This window comes from Mucilaginibacter sp. P4_G9, from assembly GCF_056400985.1.
Genome location: NZ_JBFUKF010000086.1, coordinates 1 through 16,834 on the forward strand (window position 1 = coordinate 1; position 16,834 = coordinate 16,834).

Genomic DNA, 16,834 nt, shown 5'->3' on the forward strand with positions numbered 1-16,834 from the left:
CACTCAGGCTTTCAATTACCGCGTTGCCAAAATATTCATCGTACGATGGTAATATAAACAGATCATGCTGTTGTAGTATTTTAAACTTATCTTCATTAATAAAGCCGGCCCATGTTATTTTATTGGCAATACCATTAATTATAGCCAATGATTTTAAACTTTCAACGTATTGTTCATTGCCATTGCCGGCAATGGTAAGTTGAAAAGGGGCATTAACCATCCCGAGGGCATTAAGCAGGATATCCAGCCCTTTTTTTTCCTCGATCCTTGAAAAGAAGATCAGTTTAATTGGCGACGAAATCGCGGCTTGAGAAAATGAGTGAAAAAGAGGGAGTTTTACAAAATTGGGTATTATGGTAGTACTTTTGGGATTAATAATACAGTTAACCGAATCGCTTTCTCTTGGAGATGTTGCGTGGATATGGCAACGCTTTAATACCGGCCTCCCCAATAAATTATGAATGATTGATTTGATCTCCTGATTTTTATTTTGAAACGAATAAGGGCTTAACGTACCTCTTGTTGAAACTAAAACAGGCACCCCCCTGATTACTGCGAAAAGGCAGGAGAGTACCGAAACCAGATTCCACCACGCATGTACATGTACTACATTATAGGCTTTGCAGTTTTTCCAAACTGCTTTTAGCAATGCGGGAGAAAAATGACTATGGTCTTTAGTGATACGCTTAAAATAGGTAACGCTTACACCATCAACCGTCACCGTTTGATTAGGGATTACCTCGAGTTCGTGAGGGCCATTAGCYGTGGTTACGTACATACTGATATCGTTGCCACTTTTTACAAGTTGTTCGCAAAGCATAGCTACAGACATAATTGGCCCGCCATAAATATAGGCTGGSTTGTATGAGGGCGAAATCTGTAAAATTCTCAAACCTCTTTTAATATATTAGACGTTGTAAGTATTTTATGAATAGCCAGCATACTAATGTAACTCCAGAATACGGTATTCACCAGGAATTCAAAGCTTAAGCCGCGCCACATAATCTGAAACAGTCCGCTAAACACAAGGGCTGTCCCTAAAATATATCCGCCAAAAAGTTTTTCAGCTTTAACAGAAATCAGCTGTGCTACCGCCCCATAAATAAACATGAATAAAAACACTCCCACGGTACCGTAAGTAAGATAAGCATCAACAACAAAAGCAGGCTTTGCCGATACGGTTGACGCCCTGTTTACCACACCGGCATCATAAACACGTTCCATAATCAAATCTTCGGTACTTGGTTTGCCTGGCCAAAAAATACGTGGAATAATGGCCATGCCCGATTGCTTAATCAATTTTGCGCCATAAAAGTCGACGTTTTTTGGTGTTGATTGCGTAAACTTTATAAACATATCAATCTCGCTTAACCTGAAAGCAAGGAAGCCCCAGTTTGAATTGTCTTCCTCTCCTGAATCATTTCCTAATGCAGCATCAAGAGCCAGTTGACTGGCTTCATCTGCGGAAGTCTCACCCGACCAGGCATTTTGCCTGAATATGCGGTTATAAGTAGGCAAAAACATAAACAGAAGCAGCAGCAAGGGGATGAAAATACCCGCCACCAACTTTTTATAGTTGGGGTAAAGGAAAACGCCCAAAACCAAAACACTTATAATAATGGGTTCTTTAAAACCCGATATGAGGGCCTGGTAAAAGTTAAAAAAGTAAAAGCAAATGCAAATTAATGTATTACCAATTTTTTTAAGTGGTATGGCAAATGCAAGAGCTAATGTACCTGCTATAAAACTCAATGAACTGAACTGATTTGCAAATTGCGATAAACCAGGAATTTTAATAAAAAATATAGAAGCAGGGAAACTGAAAATAGCAAACATCATTAATAAGTTTGCCAGTTTATCTTTTGCAACATAATATTTAGGTTTTGCCGAATAATCCATAAAGATCAAAACGCCGGAGATAAAGGCCGCATGCCCTAAACAGTAATACCGCTGGCATTGCGCCGTCAATTGCAGCCTGTTTTGGTCAACTAACGTAGTGCTTACTTTTTCAAAGTTTTGATACCCTAATACATCCATGAAATAGAATATAGAGGTACAGGCCATATATCCGGCAAAAATTATCTGTACTAAAAAAATTGGTCGCATCAATTGTTCGGCAACAGTCCTGTCATCAGGCAGGGGCTTAACCCAACCAGTTAACGTCAGAAAAAATATCAGGAATGATCCAAGCCAGGCGATTATGTATGATAATTCATAGTCACTCTTCAGCAAAGCAGCTAATACCCAGGGGATGAATAATACCAGGATGCGTTCTACAGGCGCCTGTTTACTTTGCATCGTTATTATTTATAATGTTTAAAATCGCAATGGCTTGGTTATCAAAACTCCAGGAGACTATTTTATTTTTAGCCTTGTTGCCCAAAATTTTCAGCGCTGTTTTGTTATTAACAAGTTCGCTTAGTTTTGTAGTAATATCTGTTAGATTTCCGGCTTCAAATATTTCTCCGGTAGAGCCGGGTATTACCAAATCAATAGCGCAGCCGCATTTATCAGAAACCAGTACAGGCTTGCCCGCGGCCATAGCTTCATTTATTGCAAGCCCCCAGGATTCGCCGGGGCCTTTTGAGGGCAGGCAAAATAAATCGCAGGCCTGATAAACTGCAGGCATTAATGATTGATTCTGGAATTCCATAAAATGAACATTGTTGTTTTTGCCGGCATTGGTTTTTAGTGAAATTTCTAAAATACCATTACCAACAAACAGTAAATGCGTGTTTGGCATGTTCAAAGTTAAAAAAGCATCCAGCAATAATTGAGGTGATTTTTTTTCTTCGAGCTTACCCGCAAATAATATCAATGTATCACCGGCATTAATGCCCAGACTTTGCCTTAGTTTACCGGCTTCAATAGCGCTATTCGCTGCAAATCTTTCGTTATCTATTGCATGTGGAGCAAAACTAAGCTGCCGTTCTTTTAAACCATGTTTCATAAAATAGGCTTTGTTATTGCTGCCCACATAAAATGCATAGTCGATATGATGATACACCCACCTTAAAAAAACAGACCTCAATAAGGCCTTAAATCCTTTTTGAGCATCAAGCAAAGTTGAATCGCCCCTGAAATAAACCGGCAACTTGTTTTTGAAATGTCTTATTGCTTTTAAATGGCTGTCATATGCCCAGCCGTAAATCAATATTGCATCGGCCTGCCAGGCTTTTATTTGATCATCAAGTTCGGGGTTAACTATACCCTTAAAATGATGTGAACCCGGGTCGGTGGAAATATTTTTCACCCATTCATACGGATAGCCATCCACTAGTGGCAAATCCCAGGCTACAGTTTTTCCAAAACCGGGATCGTATTTTTCCTGAGCTTTCTCGCCCCAGGTATAAAATACTTTAATCTCAACCCCTTGCCGTTCATTCATTAGTTTAAAAACCGGGGCGTAATATTGGATGGGATGAGTGGTTATAATGGCCAGGCGCATATCAGATGGTTTCGCCCATAATTTTAAATCCTTTGGCAGTTTTTAAGCGCGCATTAATATAGTCGGGATCCCTACAGTAAATGGTATTATAATTACCAAACGAGGGAATCAAATTTAAATCCCTTTTGAAAGCGTCATACTGGTAAGGTTTAAACCCATTTGCCAGGAGTAACTTATGGATACCCTCTTCATTAAATCCATAACGTATGCCGCTGCCATTAAGTTCGATGATGATAGCTTTAAGCGATTCCTGTTTTAATGTATTATTCATCCCTTTCAATACTTCGGTTTCAAAACCCTCCACATCAATTTTTATTAATACGGGTTTATCATTTACGGTAAGTGAATCTACGCTAATTACATTTACTGTTTCAACCTCGATATTTTGGGACTCATCCCGGCTGATGATATGATTGGTAGTATCCTCGTTTTTTGAAAACGTAAGTACACCTGCTTTTGCCCCGGCTGCAGCGTTAATCAGGGTAGCTTTATCATGAAGCTGATTTAAGCCGATATTTTTATTGGTAATAACCGCAGTATTTACAGATGCCTCAATGGCGATGGTTTTGGCCTTACATACCCCGGATGCTAATAAAGTGTATGAACCTACGTTGGCGCCAATATCAAAAAAAACATCCTTGGGCCTTAAAAAGTGCAGTAAAAAGGCCATATCATTAAATTCATGTAGGCCGGTATAAATATTGCCGGTAATACCGGTTAAGCCCTTGCGGGCATAAAAATTTATTCCTGCTAAATAGGGCTTTACAAATAGCTTTGATGGCCTTAAGCTGCTTTGGATTTGCCACCACAAAAACCGGGTGAGTGCTTTAACCGGATGCCTTTTACCTAAACTGTGGTTAAATATAAAGCCAAACGTTCTTTTAATTTTTTCCACTGATAACGTTATCAAAAAGTTTGCATTGGTTTGCGGCCATTTGTTTTGCCGAATATTTATTTACAGCAACGGCGTGATATTGGGGCAGTTCGGCATTGCCATTAAGCAAAGCTGATAAGAACGCGTTAATATTTGCATCTGATATGGTATCATAATCATAAACATGCTTAACTCCATATTCCTTCATAATATTTATTGCTGAACTTGCCGGGTTAAAAACAGCCAATATTGGTTTTTGAGTTAGCAGGTATGGATATATTTTTGAAGCGGTGTATTTAGGATCATCAGACCCTGGAATAAAAAGAGCGTCGGCCTGTTGCAAAGTAGCCAGCGTATGATAATAGCTAATCCGATTGGTAATCTCAATTACCTGGTCATCTACACCATGTTGTTTGGCAAGTGGAAGTATAGTTGGATTGCCCTGACCATTTGGAGCGTAACTTGTGCCGATAAAATAAAATTTTAACAATTTAAAGGCCTCGTTGCCATTTTGTRATGCAGTTTTAAGCGCTTTAAATAAAGGTGTTATGGCCTTATGCATATCTGCCCCGCCACGGCCTATATAAACTATATTGACTAATCCTTCTGTAAGCAGGTTATCGAATGTTTTGTTATTTGCCCCCGCTATCTGCATATCTGGTTCAAACGCCCCAAAAGTTATGGTAGCAGCAGGTTTGTTTTTAATTTCAGGATACCTGTTTTTCAAATCATAGATGTAATCATCAGATACACTGATTAAACCATCTACATTTTTTATGGCTATTGGTTCCAGGTATTTGTTAAGGCGATAGGAGAACCAATATTTGGGGGGTCTTTGAGTTTTTGGCTTATCCTGGTAGTAATCAGAAAACCATGGATCCTGCATATCGATCACATAAGGAATCCCGAAACTTTTTTTCCAGGTGGCCCCTAAAATACAAACCGGGAATTGAGTGGTGGAAAAATAGATAAGATCAAATTTTTGAGCTTTTAAAAGTTGGTTTACCTTTTGTTTGTAAAACCATAACGAGCGTAAAGCGATACTTCCCAGCCCTAATTTAGAGGTAAATTGCTTTTTGAATGCTTTAACTTTATGGATCTTTGTATTTGCTGGTACACTTCGAGTTAACAGTTCATCTATATTTAAATCGGTATACTTTTCATCAACCATCACTACTTCGGCATCCCAGCCATTGGCCGCAAAATAGGGCAAACTCATGCGCACCCTTTGCATATCAGCGCCGTTTACGGGGGGGAAGTAGGGTGAAATGATGAGCAGCTTTTTCAATCCCAATATTTATTCTGATTTAGCAGGTGAGTTTTTTTAATGAACAGTATATCCGTTTGCCACAAAGCCCTGTCGAGCGGTCGCCTGATAAAGGAACATATATCATAAGTGATAAAACCAATATCATCCATGAACTTGATCACATCAGAAATTAAAGGGCAGCCTTTGTTTATTTCTATTAATGATACCTCGCAAAGTACAAATTGTATATGGGGTAAATTTTTTGAAAAGCCTTTTAACACTTCGAGCTCATAGCCCTGCACATCCAATTTGATAAAATCCGGAGAACCTAATTTGCTATAGTTTTCAATAACGTTATCAAGTGTTTGCAAGCCGCGCAGGTCTTTTTTGAAATTGTTGGGMTTATATTCCTCCAGAACACTGCTTACGGTTGAATTTACATTAAAGGTAACCTGTTTACCGCTTTCTGCACCCAGCAAATCAATATGAAAATAAGTATCAGGTAATTTTTGGGTAACTGCTTTTAAAGCAACATCCTTATCTTGCTGGGCTTCTATCATTAAAACTTTTGCTGATGGAAAGATAACCTTGATCATTTGTGTCCATTCGCCATCAAACGCGCCGACGTCAATTACAAATTCAGGGTAGAAACCAAGCTTTTTAATGTTCATTAAGCTCCACTCCATAGAAGGAATGTTTTGCCGGTTTTTAATTTCCCAAACCTTTTGCGCTGGTATAACCAGGCGTAGTACTTTTTTAAATAAGGCTAACATGTTATTTTCTTTTCCACCAACGATTGTTTTTTAATTTTTCCCGGGCTGATGTCCAGTCGCAAACTTCATCAATTATGTCATAAAAACCCTGCTGTTTTTCGGGTAAGTTATTTGATATTACCCGGTCGATAAGCTTTGGCAAATCATCATAAAAACCTTGGGTACGATAGGGGGGATGCAGCGACCAAAGTCCTTTTCCCGTTCCCAAAAAGTCTATCCGCTTTAAATTATGCTTGCTGATGTAGGTTGATATTATATGTTCCGGCAGATCGGCGTTTGAATTTCCTTCCACAATTGCTTTTACCTGGCCCCGTACCGGTGGTTTGGTTAATACCAGCTTGTGCAATTTAAACCTGCTTTTATCCATCATAAATATCCGTGTACTCATGCCATTTAGCTGCCAGGTATAAGGAGCAATTTTATGGATCACATGCTGATCTGTCAATACATCGGTATTATTGGGTGGACCAGGAAGGGGGGAAATGATAAAACATGATGGCTCGCTTTCAAAAAACTGTTCCGCCTCCGTGATCCATTCCTGGCCTCCTCCTCCTAAAAACATATCCGAATCTAAATGGAAAACAAGATTGTTTTTAGCAGTATAGATCCCGAAGAAATAGGCATAGAACGGACCGCCCCTAAAGTCTTTATCGGGTAAACTGCTTTCGCCAAAAAAGTATTCGGCAACTTGCTTTTTAGTTGAAGACGAATAATCAACCGGCACAATTTTAACATTGTATTTGCTTTGAATTTCTTCAGAAAGAAACTGGTTTAACAGATCTTTATTTGCATCCCATCCCTCAGCAAACCTACCTTTACTTTGCCGGGTATCCACAGTCAAAATAATCTCATCAACCTGATCTGAAAGTACATCTAATTGGTGTTTTAGGATGTGTTTTGCATGGGGATAATCACCTGGCGCAAGATTGATCTGGAGGCTAACCTTATTTTTCAAGAGCATCTTTTACTAAAGCAAGCAATTTTTTTGATTCATTTTCCCAATTATAAAAGACCGCCGCTTCAATTGCCCTGTTTTTTGCTGCCTGTAATTCTACAGGGTCATTAAGCCATTTTTTCAGCCCGGCTATTTGCATATCGCCTGGTTGCTGTGGCAACTTAAAGCCGGGTTTAAACATGTCAAACGCCTCGTTTTGCCCTTCGGTTTCGCTGGTAATAACCGGTAAGCCGGATTGGATGTATTGAAAAAACTTATTGGTAATTGTGTAATTACGGCTCAAGGGGGTATCAAGTTCCAAAGCCAGCCCTATATCAAATTCAGCAATTTTTTTTGCCAGTTTATACGCCTTAACCGTGTCATGAAAAAATAGCCAATGTTGCTTTGGCAACAGTGCATTCAGTTTTTCACGGTACCGGTTATCAATATTACCAAGCAGATGTATTTCGAGCCTGGATTTGATTGAACTTAATAATTTAATGAACTGCTCCAGCCCTCTGCCTGGTCCTATCGTTTGGGAGAACCAGAACAGTTTCAAAGGTTTTGAAAACTCCTTTTTAAATGGAATACCAGGTGATGTAAATACATTGTATACAACCTGTGGTGTTGGGCACGCATAAACAGCTGAAAGTTTTTTTGCCAACGCATTTGAAGTAGTAATACAAAATACACCTTTATTTAAGGCTACCAATTCAGCCCGGCGTAGTAAATTGATTGGCCTTTCGGCGCGTGCATCGGATAGCAGATCTTCAGAATACCAGTCTTCAAAATCAAAAGCAACTTTAAAATCGGCACTTAATAATTTAGTGCCAATATAAGTAGCCAGCTCCTGGTGACAGATGTATAGTTGGGCCTTAATGGCTTTGGCTTTGTTATAATAACGGGCGGCCCCATAACCGAGCGATAAGTTTGTTTCTATTTTGAAATTACGGGTAAGCAAGCGGCCGAGCTTATTGAAAAGCTTATCTGTAAATGAGTAAATTGTTGATGCCGAAAGATCAGACACAACCTGTAAACTTAAATTGGGAAAGGCTTTTATGGCGTCAAGATCCTGTTGGTACAATTCTGCCGAAATAATACCCGTTAAAATACAAACCTCATAACCTGCTGTGGCCAAAGTAGTGGCCTCTTTTAAAACCCTTGGGTTACGGCAAAGGTGCGATTGGGTTATAATGCAGATCTTTTTAGGCAATGATTTACTGTTAGTTGAATAGCCTGGATTTAATTTTTTGTAATGATTGAGGTATGGAATGCGCGCTAAGTGCTTTTTGTTGTCCTTTTACTCTCAATTCTTTTCGCTTGCTTTTTGAAGCTGCCAGTTCCCTGCATTTGAGAACTAACTCATCTGTATTGGTATAAGTTTCAATCTCGGTGCCTAATTCATATAAATGGGGCAAACCTGCAGTATGTTCAGTTAAATAGCATGCACCGAGCATAGGGGCTTCCAGGTCGCGGAGCCTGCTGTATGTTAAAGTATTTTTACTAAAAGTATTGAATGCCGGCACCCTGTTTATGCCCAAGGTTATGCTGCTTTCGCGGGTAAGCCTCATGTATTCTTCAAAATTGGGCCTTTCAAATATGTTTTCACCGGGTATGTTTGCCGGTGTTACTTTTTCGTAACGTTTAAAATGGTAAGCCGCAAAACCCTTGAACCCCGAATTACGGATGAGGTTTGCCTGGTTTTTAATTTTGGATGAAAAATTTGATGCAGGTGATGCTGTTGCCTGCGCTGCTGAATTGTCCCAGTCATTTCCCCTGATCTGTACCGGCAGTCCCTTATTGATGGTATCTCCCAAAAGCTGCGCCCTTAAATAATCTTTTGAACCAATAAATGAAATGTTGTTTGTTTCCTGTTCAGGACAGGTCCTGTACCGGGGATTAACCCACATGGGCATGGGCAGATTGATATGGACTACACATGCTTTTTTGTACATATCCAATGCTTCAAACTCGGGAACCCAAACCAGATCGAACACTTTAAATTCATTCGGCAATTTGGTAAACGACCGAACATTATCACAATAGAAATTAACGCAAGGAATCCCTAATGCCCTTATTTGTTTTATGGCCGGCAGATCAATTTGTTTAGGGTATAAATAGCAAAGGAAAATATCAATGTGCTGGCGGTTTGCCTTAATATAAGTTAAGGTGTCCCCCCAGGCTTGGTCCTTCCATTTTTGCAGGGCCGGATCGTTTTCGTAGGGGACTAAACCCGCGGCCCAGTCAAGCCCTGGTACTTCAAGCCATTGCATTCCGGCTTCTTCAATACCATTTTTGATATAATAGGGCCAGAAACGGTATGCAGGTATGGCATGCGGTCTAGTATCAAAATCCTGTAAAAACGATAGTAGTATCCTCATGTCAGGCGTTTGAACAAAACGTCAATCTGGTTTAGCTCGGTACCCACAGGTGTATTATTACCTAATGCAAAAAGCTGAAATTTAAAACCGGCGAGGTAGCTGGCGATGTCTAAGAACTGTGCCTGGCCGTGGTAATATTCTTTAAATGATACTTCGCAAATAATATATTTTACAGAGCTGAGCCAGTCACCAAAGCCCTTAAGGGCTTCTAATTCAAATCCCTGTATATCAAGTTTGATAATATCTGGTATGGGTAATGTTTTACTATTTATGAGGTCGGCAAGCCGTTTAATTTCTACCTGCTCTTCCTTTTCTTTTTTGATATTGAAGTGTTCAAATTCTAAAGGAGTCGCGTTGAGCAAACTTGATGAATCGGTATAACTGGAAATATTAATAGTGCCCGGGCTATTTTCGCTACCAACACAATATTGGTGCAGGTAAATGTCTGTTAATGCGCTGCAATTATTATTAAAGGCTAAAACATGCGCTGTAAGTGGCTCAAAGGCGTGCACAACGGCTTTTGGTAAAATTGATTTTGCAAGCAAGGTCCAGGTACCTGTATTGCTGCCGATATCAAATATTACAGGATTCGCTTTTATCGATCTGTCATTACAGATAATTTCAAGCAATTCAAGTGAATCGAGATGGCCAAGCTTAAGATTGGCCCCCGGAGTGTTCCGGAGTTTTGCAAGCCTTCGTTTCCTGTTTATTTCAAGTGCTAACCTTTCAATAAGTTTGTAGGGATTATATATAACAGAAAGGTTCATGAATGGGTTAAGTGAGGTTATGAACGATTAATAAAATGCTTCACCAGCTTGGTAATTTTCCATCCTACCAGGGAGACCATAATTTTTGTTGATCCACCGGCTATAAATTTAAGTGATGAACCACCAAGCTCATTAACTTTTATTTGTGCAGTTTTTACCAGATCCGGGTACCTTGGATAAATAAAATAAATAAAATGCTGCCAAACATTAGCACAAGCCAATTTAGCTTCGGGGGTTGAATGTACGACTAATAAATTTTTTGTGGCTTTATCTAACGATCTGGACGCAGAAAGCATAGCTTCCTGTTGTGTTCGCCCCGATAAACTGCCGCTATTTCCTGAACGATAATATAAAATTGAGTCTGGATCGAACACTACTAATTTACTTTTTAGTATTACCCGGGTAAAAAAATCAAGGTCGTCAATTAAGGTGAGTTGTTCGTCCCAGTAGCCGGCGTTTTCAATTATCTGTCTCGGTAATAAAAATATGCCTGATTGGGTCATAGAATGGCCGTTTTTCCATGACGAGCAGATCCAATCACCGGCAGGCAGGGTTTTCCAGCAATCTTCGGGACTTAATTTAAAAGTACCCAGGTCGTTATTATAAAACCGGCCCCATTTAGAAGAAATTATACAACCCTGGTTTTCATTAGCAAGTTTTACCTGGCTTTCTATCATCTCTGGATTTATAAGATCATCCCCATCCAAAAACTTAATGTACTGCCCGGTTGCTTTACTGTAGGCTACATTACGGGCGGCGGCAGCACCCGCATTTTGCTGAAAGAATACGCTGATATGCTTATATGGAAGGGTGTTTAATAAAGTTTTAGTGTTATCTGTAGAACCATCATCAACTATAATAATTTCGATGTTTTTATAGGTTTGCTTTATTACAGATTCAATGGTATCCTTGATATAATTTTCGCTATTATAAACCGGAATACAAACAGAAACTAATGGATCTTGCGCCGACATCTTTATTTTATCCCGTGTTTACGTTTTAGTTTTTCAAACAACGAGCCTGAAACATATTTTCCGTTTTTATCAAACTTTCCAGCATTCCATACTTCATTCCAAAAGTGAATAGCATAGGTATTTGACGTAATCCTTCTGCCAGGCATGGTTTCGGGCTTTAATACGGGTCTTAATAATTCTTTAATCTTATTAACAAAAGTCATGTTGCCCAGTACTAACTCGCCTATGAACTTCCAYGAGATAGGATTGAAGTACTGATAAGGAACTATATGATCTTCCATTTTTAACTCTTTTACCGCTTTTTGAAACAGGAACGGTCCGGCACTGCCAAAAGTCATTTTTTTCAGATCTGTTTTGGCTAATTCATCCAGGCAATATTTTATAAGCGGACTGTTTTTAGGGGCTTTAATAACACAATTATTGGCCAGCGAACCATATTCGCCTTCATTGCTTGAACAAATAATGGTGGCTTGTTTAAAAGTAAATGGCTTTAAACATATAATATCCAAATCAACCCACCAGCCACCATTTTTTTGAAGCATCAATAACCTGAAGAGATCTGCAAAACCCGATACTGATCCTTTGCCCCAGCCATTTTCAAACCGGAAGATCTTATCATGGGCAATAACAGACCCGGCATCAAAAATTTGCGTACCAGCCGGCACGTTGCCGATGTGCTCGTAGGTATATAAATGAAAAGGGTGGCCATGATCTAAAAAAGATTGGATGCACAGTTGTTCAACCTTTGAAAGTTGATTCCCAATCCAAAGTGATTGAACAGGTTCGAGCTTTATATCATTTTCCATGCATTATTAAAATAGCCCTTTTTTGATAAATCCACATAATGATGAAGTATTTCGGTATGATCCTCAATCCTACAAACGTCCGGATTGACGACGTATGCATCGGGAGGTAAAATTGTCGCTTTAATATTGGCCAGTAACATAGCTGTTAAGGCTTGTTCAAGATAGTAGGACTTTCCTTCTTTTTCTTCTAAAATTTTAGTCCAGCTTTCCATATTATCCCAATTTATCATGCTGCTGTTAAGACCTATCGTACCTACATTTAACAATTTGGGTACTTTGTTTTTGCAAAGTTCTTCCATCAATTGCCTGGTGTAGCCATATGATTCCTGGCAATCCTGCATATATATCGGTTTTTCAGGCTGTTGCAGCCAATTAATTAAGGTTGATGGATTATTCCAAAACATCATGTCTGAATCTAAAACCAGTTTCCAATCTGCGCCGGGAATAGTGTGCACATCTGTTAGCTTTTTAATGTGTGGATATACCTTGCGCTTATGGTGTAAAACCGGGTATAGGTGTTGTGGCAATGCACTGTTAAGGTTTTGGTTAATCATTTGCTGCGTCACAATTTCGGCCCCGGGTAATTGGGTGTTTATCTGTTCAATTAATTGATCGTCGAAGCTGCCGTCATCAATCAATATAAATTTAAAAGGAGCCTGGCTAACTTTTACTAATGATTGAATACAAAACAGGGTTTGGTACAAATACTTTTTCCCGGTTAAAAAATAAACCGGTAAGCCATCGGCAGTTGAATGAACGGGGCGGAGATTCTTTGATGCCCGCATCATTAATTTTTGCCCATGCATCATTTTACGATAAGCAAAATATCCCCCAAAGCGCGCCAGCTTTTTTAAGTTGGCTTTGGGGTAGCGGTATAAAATATTAATGATTGACTGTATCAAATGCAAAGGAAAATTATATCCTGAAAAAAGCATCCCGCCAAAACAGGTGCCTTACGTTACTGGTGTAGTGCCTTGCTACAACATTATCCAATGCCATCGCTTTAATTTCCTGGGAGTCATGATTAAAATTTTTAACCATCTCTTTTGACCAAATGACTCCCAATGATTTGCTGGCGATATGTGCAAATATGGTTTGCTCTGTGCAAAAATCGTAATGGGGGTGAATGCCGGCAATGAGCGTTTCTAATTCAAAATCCTCATAAATGTTTTTACCATAAACATATAATAACCCGGCATTGAATTTATACAAATCATATAGGTTGCTGCTTGTGCCATTAATAACTTCCTGGTGGTATGCTGCTGCAAAGTCTTCTGTGCCACCGCATGCAAAATCTGTAACAGGCTGAGGCAGAAATGCAGTGAAATCCTTAAAGAATAAAATATCGCTGTCAATCCATAGCACCGGGCATTTTTCGGCATAACGAAGTATCAAGGCTAACTTTTTACCGAAGGGATGTAACTTTCCATAGCTTACAAGAGCTTTTCTTCCTTTAAACAAGTGGTATTCCTCAGTATTTTTCCAATCTTCAACGGTTATCTCGGCTGGCCAAAAATCCAATGCTTTTCGAATTTCCGAGGCAGACATTGTTCCATCGTTATTGATAATAAGTGCAGGTAACGTAATCCATGTATTGGCAATGGATAATACAGACAGGCGGGTCATATCAATAAAGTGCTGGCCTGTCATCATCAAAACAACTATATCTGATTGCTCTTTGTGTGTAAGTACATTTATTTTCTTTAATCTAAGCAATCTCCTGTATAAGTGAGGCAATCTGAAAGCTAACGATCCTTTAATTTTATTAAGCAAAGTGTTTGATTTGGACAATTATAATTATGCTATTGGGATAAACCATCGTACATGCCACATGCACCATGCCATTTGATGTAATTGCCGGTATTTTGCCAGGCACGGTGATTAAACCAGGATTTTATTTTTCTGAACGGTACAGTCCATTTTGGAATTTTTATCCAGGGGTTAATACCGTGGATTTCTAAAAGCTGTACCCATGACCGGTTGGTATTATTTAATAGTCGGGCCATATAATGAACCTGCATGCGCTGTTCTGGTATAATATGCTTTAATGTTAATACCGGGAAATAACCAACCTGCCAGCCTGATTTTAAAATTTCAATAACTATATCATTATCTCCACCCGAACTCAGGGCGTTTCCTGTTCTGTCAGCTATAGGAATATTCCCCTTTTTTGCCTTTTCAATATATGTTTCAAGCGCCTTTTTCCTTATCCCCATACCCGCGCCAATAGGTGCACATGCCGGATATTCGTTATTCCACCCGGCAATCATTTCATCTTCACCAGGATCTCTTAAAGCCAGGCTGCCATAAAAATCCTTTAACCATTTTGGCGGTGTTTTTTCAAACAAAGGGATTGATTTACCTCCTATAGCGCCCAGCTTACTGTTTGATGTAAATGTGGTTAATATGTTTTTAAGATAGTTTTTATCCAAAATGTTATCATCATCTACCATTACAATGAATGCGCCTTTTGCTTGCGCGAAACCCTTTAATCTGGCATAAGTTAAACCGGGTTTTTGCTCCCTTACTATTTGATTACGGGGATGCCAGGAAAGATCAATGTTTATCGGCGGGCATGAATTATTATCAACAATGATCAGTTCCCAATTATCAAATGGTAATGATTGATTTTGTAAGCCGGTTATAGTTTGCTGCAGGCGATTTGCATCAGGATTATAAGTGCATATTATTACCGATAATAGCGTTGTCATTTGCGGTAGTTAACCACTTTTGCGGGCACACCAACTGATATTGAATAGGGGGGCAGGTCCTTTGAAACAACAGCGCCTGCTCCTATCACACAGCCATCCCCAATGGTTACGCCGCCTAAAATTTTTGCTCCCGCCCCTATCCACACATCACTGCCGATTTTAACCGGTAATAAAATATCACCTTTTGAGCGTATAGAAATGCCCCGGCCGGGTATAGTATGATTGGAGCTAACAATACAGGCATGCATGGCAATTAATGTATTTTCGCCTATTTCGACACCTCCATGACCGTAAATACATACATATTCGCCCAAAAAAGTGTTTTTATTTATGGTGACAGATCCGCCGTAAGCCTTAACAATTACGCCGCGCGATAACTCGCATTGAGGGGCAAGGGTAACACTTCCTTTTCGTCCGTTTAAAAAGCCACGCGATAAAAACGTGCCGGGTTTTATGATAACAGGTTGGTGGATAGTTACACCCAGTAACCGGTAAAACATAACATACAGGTTACTTATTAATCTTGACATACAAATTGAGTCAATAAGGTTTTTAAAAAGGCCAGGCCTTGTTTAGCATCTGTTTCATCCTTAAAATTGAGCCAGGCAACATGATGGTTAAGATGGCAAACTGATGATAGCCTATGAAAGCAGGGTTTAAACATTGCACCTGCCGGGTATAGCTCTAAAACATGTGTACCTTTATTACACAAATATATATTGCTCAATCCGGCACCATGAGGGCCAATAATGTGTGTAGCAGATCGCATTTTTTCGATGGTTTCTATCGCTTCCAAAGCCGAAAGATCAACTGTTTCAATCAATGGAAAATGCTTCAGGAGCTGATCTTCCCAATTTATATTTCTTGACGCCGCCCCTTTTCGGGTAATCCAGATAACTTTATCAGATTTTTTTTGTGCTGACGGTTGTATATTGAATAACGATTTTAATGCATTAACACACCATGGGCTAATTTGCTGATCGTTAACCAACCTGTTGGTAAACAATAGCTGTTCGCATTCGTAATGTGTTAAATTATCAGTCCAGATTATTTTCGAGATGTCAATATTTGCCTTTTTGATCCATTTTAATTTCCATTCAGTTTGCGGGCCGTTAAAAAGAATGTGGTCAACATATTCAATTACCGGTTGCGCAAAATGGGTCTTAATAATTGATTCAAACAAAAAATGGTAAAAGCCTCCATCTGCGCCATTTGTTAAGCAGGAGAGAGTGGCACCTTTCAGGTATGTTTTTGGAGGCAAGCGAACAACATTTGCCAAGGGTGAGTTGGTAAGGTTAACAGTCCATTCCTTAGCCGATTCATCTATAAAACTTCTCTTATCACTATCATATACCAACCCTATGGCGCTCCAAACTGTACCCTTTGAGATACTGTACAAGCATCTTTTGGGCTCCTTATAAACACCTTTGAGTTTAAACCTTGGTTGTTCATCGGCGGTTTGCTGCGGAATGGTTTGGTTATAAGTAACCAGCGGTAAATTGTAAGCCATGGGTTGACCGGCTTCATCCAACAAAATGCCCGAAAGTAATTCAGGACAATCAATTGCTTCCCCAATTTGGGGCCGGTATATATCGCTAAAGCTTTTAATATGGTATGGATTATTTGTAAAGCATATTATCCATAATTTTTTCAAAAGGCTTACAATCATTTTACCGGTTTATAAAGTTTCAAGTGCTTTATAAAAACTAAATTTTATCATCACCAAACTGAATTTTTATATCAGCCATTTGGGATTTTTTTAAATGCAAATTTGAGTTGCGCCACGCGTAGTTTGATTCTTAACCAGGCGGGGAATATAATGTGTAACATGCGCCAAACTGAACTTTTACCATCCGGAACTTTCAACCCGCATTGTTCGCTCAGTTTTAGTGCTCGTTTCGCAGCATCGTATTGCTG

General features: G+C 39.3%; 17 protein-coding genes. All 17 read right to left on the reverse strand.

Annotation, left to right across the window (positions count from 1 at the left end):
- Window positions 1–892, reverse strand: an 892-nt coding sequence (locus AC1DPZ_RS10070) for an XrtY-associated glycosyltransferase XYAG1 (RefSeq protein WP_477402846.1), incomplete at its 3' end; no start/stop codon positions are given.
- A complete protein-coding gene (locus AC1DPZ_RS10075; RefSeq protein ID WP_477402847.1) occupies window positions 889–2,298 on the reverse strand; it encodes an exosortase Y-associated Wzy-like protein in 1,410 nt (469 codons plus the stop codon). The genes AC1DPZ_RS10075 and AC1DPZ_RS10070, both read right to left, overlap by 4 nt.
- Complete coding sequence (locus tag AC1DPZ_RS10080; RefSeq protein ID WP_477402848.1) at window positions 2,288–3,448, reverse strand: glycosyltransferase family 4 protein; 1,161 nt, start codon at window positions 3,446–3,448, stop codon at window positions 2,288–2,290. The genes AC1DPZ_RS10075 and AC1DPZ_RS10080 overlap by 11 nt, the downstream gene beginning before the upstream one ends.
- A 1-nt stretch (window position 3,449) precedes the next feature.
- On the reverse strand, window positions 3,450–4,343 hold the full coding sequence (locus AC1DPZ_RS10085) for an FkbM family methyltransferase (protein ID WP_477402849.1): 894 nt from the start codon (window positions 4,341–4,343) through the stop codon (window positions 3,450–3,452).
- Entirely contained in the window at window positions 4,330–5,610 is a 1,281-nt protein-coding gene (locus AC1DPZ_RS10090; protein WP_477402850.1) for a glycosyltransferase family protein, read from the reverse strand. Before AC1DPZ_RS10090 ends, AC1DPZ_RS10085 begins: the two co-directional genes overlap by 14 nt.
- Window positions 5,607–6,344 (reverse strand): FkbM family methyltransferase, encoded by a 738-nt coding sequence (locus tag AC1DPZ_RS10095; protein WP_477402851.1) that lies wholly within the window; start codon window positions 6,342–6,344, stop codon window positions 5,607–5,609. Before AC1DPZ_RS10095 ends, AC1DPZ_RS10090 begins: the two co-directional genes overlap by 4 nt.
- Before the next feature lies 1 nt (window position 6,345).
- Complete coding sequence (locus AC1DPZ_RS10100; protein ID WP_477402852.1) at window positions 6,346–7,299, reverse strand: hypothetical protein; 954 nt, start codon at window positions 7,297–7,299, stop codon at window positions 6,346–6,348.
- Complete coding sequence (locus tag AC1DPZ_RS10105; RefSeq protein ID WP_477402853.1) at window positions 7,289–8,491, reverse strand: glycosyltransferase family protein; 1,203 nt, start codon at window positions 8,489–8,491, stop codon at window positions 7,289–7,291. Before AC1DPZ_RS10105 ends, AC1DPZ_RS10100 begins: the two co-directional genes overlap by 11 nt.
- Before the next feature lie 10 nt (window positions 8,492–8,501).
- Window positions 8,502–9,659 carry a glycosyltransferase family protein gene (locus AC1DPZ_RS10110; protein ID WP_477402854.1) on the reverse strand — a complete coding sequence of 386 codons (1,158 nt, stop codon included), beginning with the start codon at window positions 9,657–9,659 and terminating at the stop codon, window positions 8,502–8,504.
- On the reverse strand, window positions 9,656–10,426 hold the full coding sequence (locus AC1DPZ_RS10115) for an FkbM family methyltransferase (protein WP_477402855.1): 771 nt from the start codon (window positions 10,424–10,426) through the stop codon (window positions 9,656–9,658). Before AC1DPZ_RS10115 ends, AC1DPZ_RS10110 begins: the two co-directional genes overlap by 4 nt.
- Before the next feature lie 17 nt (window positions 10,427–10,443).
- The gene (locus tag AC1DPZ_RS10120) at window positions 10,444–11,400 is read right to left on the reverse strand and encodes a glycosyltransferase family 2 protein (RefSeq protein ID WP_477402856.1); all 957 of its coding nucleotides are present in this window, start codon (window positions 11,398–11,400) and stop codon (window positions 10,444–10,446) included.
- Window positions 11,401–11,402: 2 nt separating this feature from the next.
- Entirely contained in the window at window positions 11,403–12,206 is an 804-nt protein-coding gene (locus tag AC1DPZ_RS10125; RefSeq protein WP_477402857.1) for a glycosyltransferase, read from the reverse strand.
- Entirely contained in the window at window positions 12,191–13,108 is a 918-nt protein-coding gene (locus tag AC1DPZ_RS10130) for a glycosyltransferase family A protein (RefSeq protein WP_477402858.1), read from the reverse strand. The genes AC1DPZ_RS10125 and AC1DPZ_RS10130 overlap by 16 nt, the downstream gene beginning before the upstream one ends.
- A 13-nt stretch (window positions 13,109–13,121) precedes the next feature.
- A complete protein-coding gene (locus AC1DPZ_RS10135) occupies window positions 13,122–13,922 on the reverse strand; it encodes a hypothetical protein (protein WP_477402859.1) in 801 nt (266 codons plus the stop codon).
- An 86-nt stretch (window positions 13,923–14,008) separates the two neighbouring features.
- Window positions 14,009–14,917, reverse strand: coding sequence for a glycosyltransferase (locus AC1DPZ_RS10140; protein ID WP_477402860.1), 909 nt, complete (start codon window positions 14,915–14,917; stop codon window positions 14,009–14,011).
- Window positions 14,914–15,447, reverse strand: a complete 534-nt coding sequence (locus tag AC1DPZ_RS10145) for an acyltransferase (RefSeq protein ID WP_477402861.1) — start codon at window positions 15,445–15,447, stop codon at window positions 14,914–14,916. The genes AC1DPZ_RS10140 and AC1DPZ_RS10145 overlap by 4 nt, the downstream gene beginning before the upstream one ends.
- The gene (locus AC1DPZ_RS10150) at window positions 15,435–16,586 is read right to left on the reverse strand and encodes a glycosyltransferase family 61 protein (protein WP_477402862.1); all 1,152 of its coding nucleotides are present in this window, start codon (window positions 16,584–16,586) and stop codon (window positions 15,435–15,437) included. The genes AC1DPZ_RS10145 and AC1DPZ_RS10150 overlap by 13 nt, the downstream gene beginning before the upstream one ends.
- Between the last annotated feature and the right edge of the window lie 248 nt (window positions 16,587–16,834).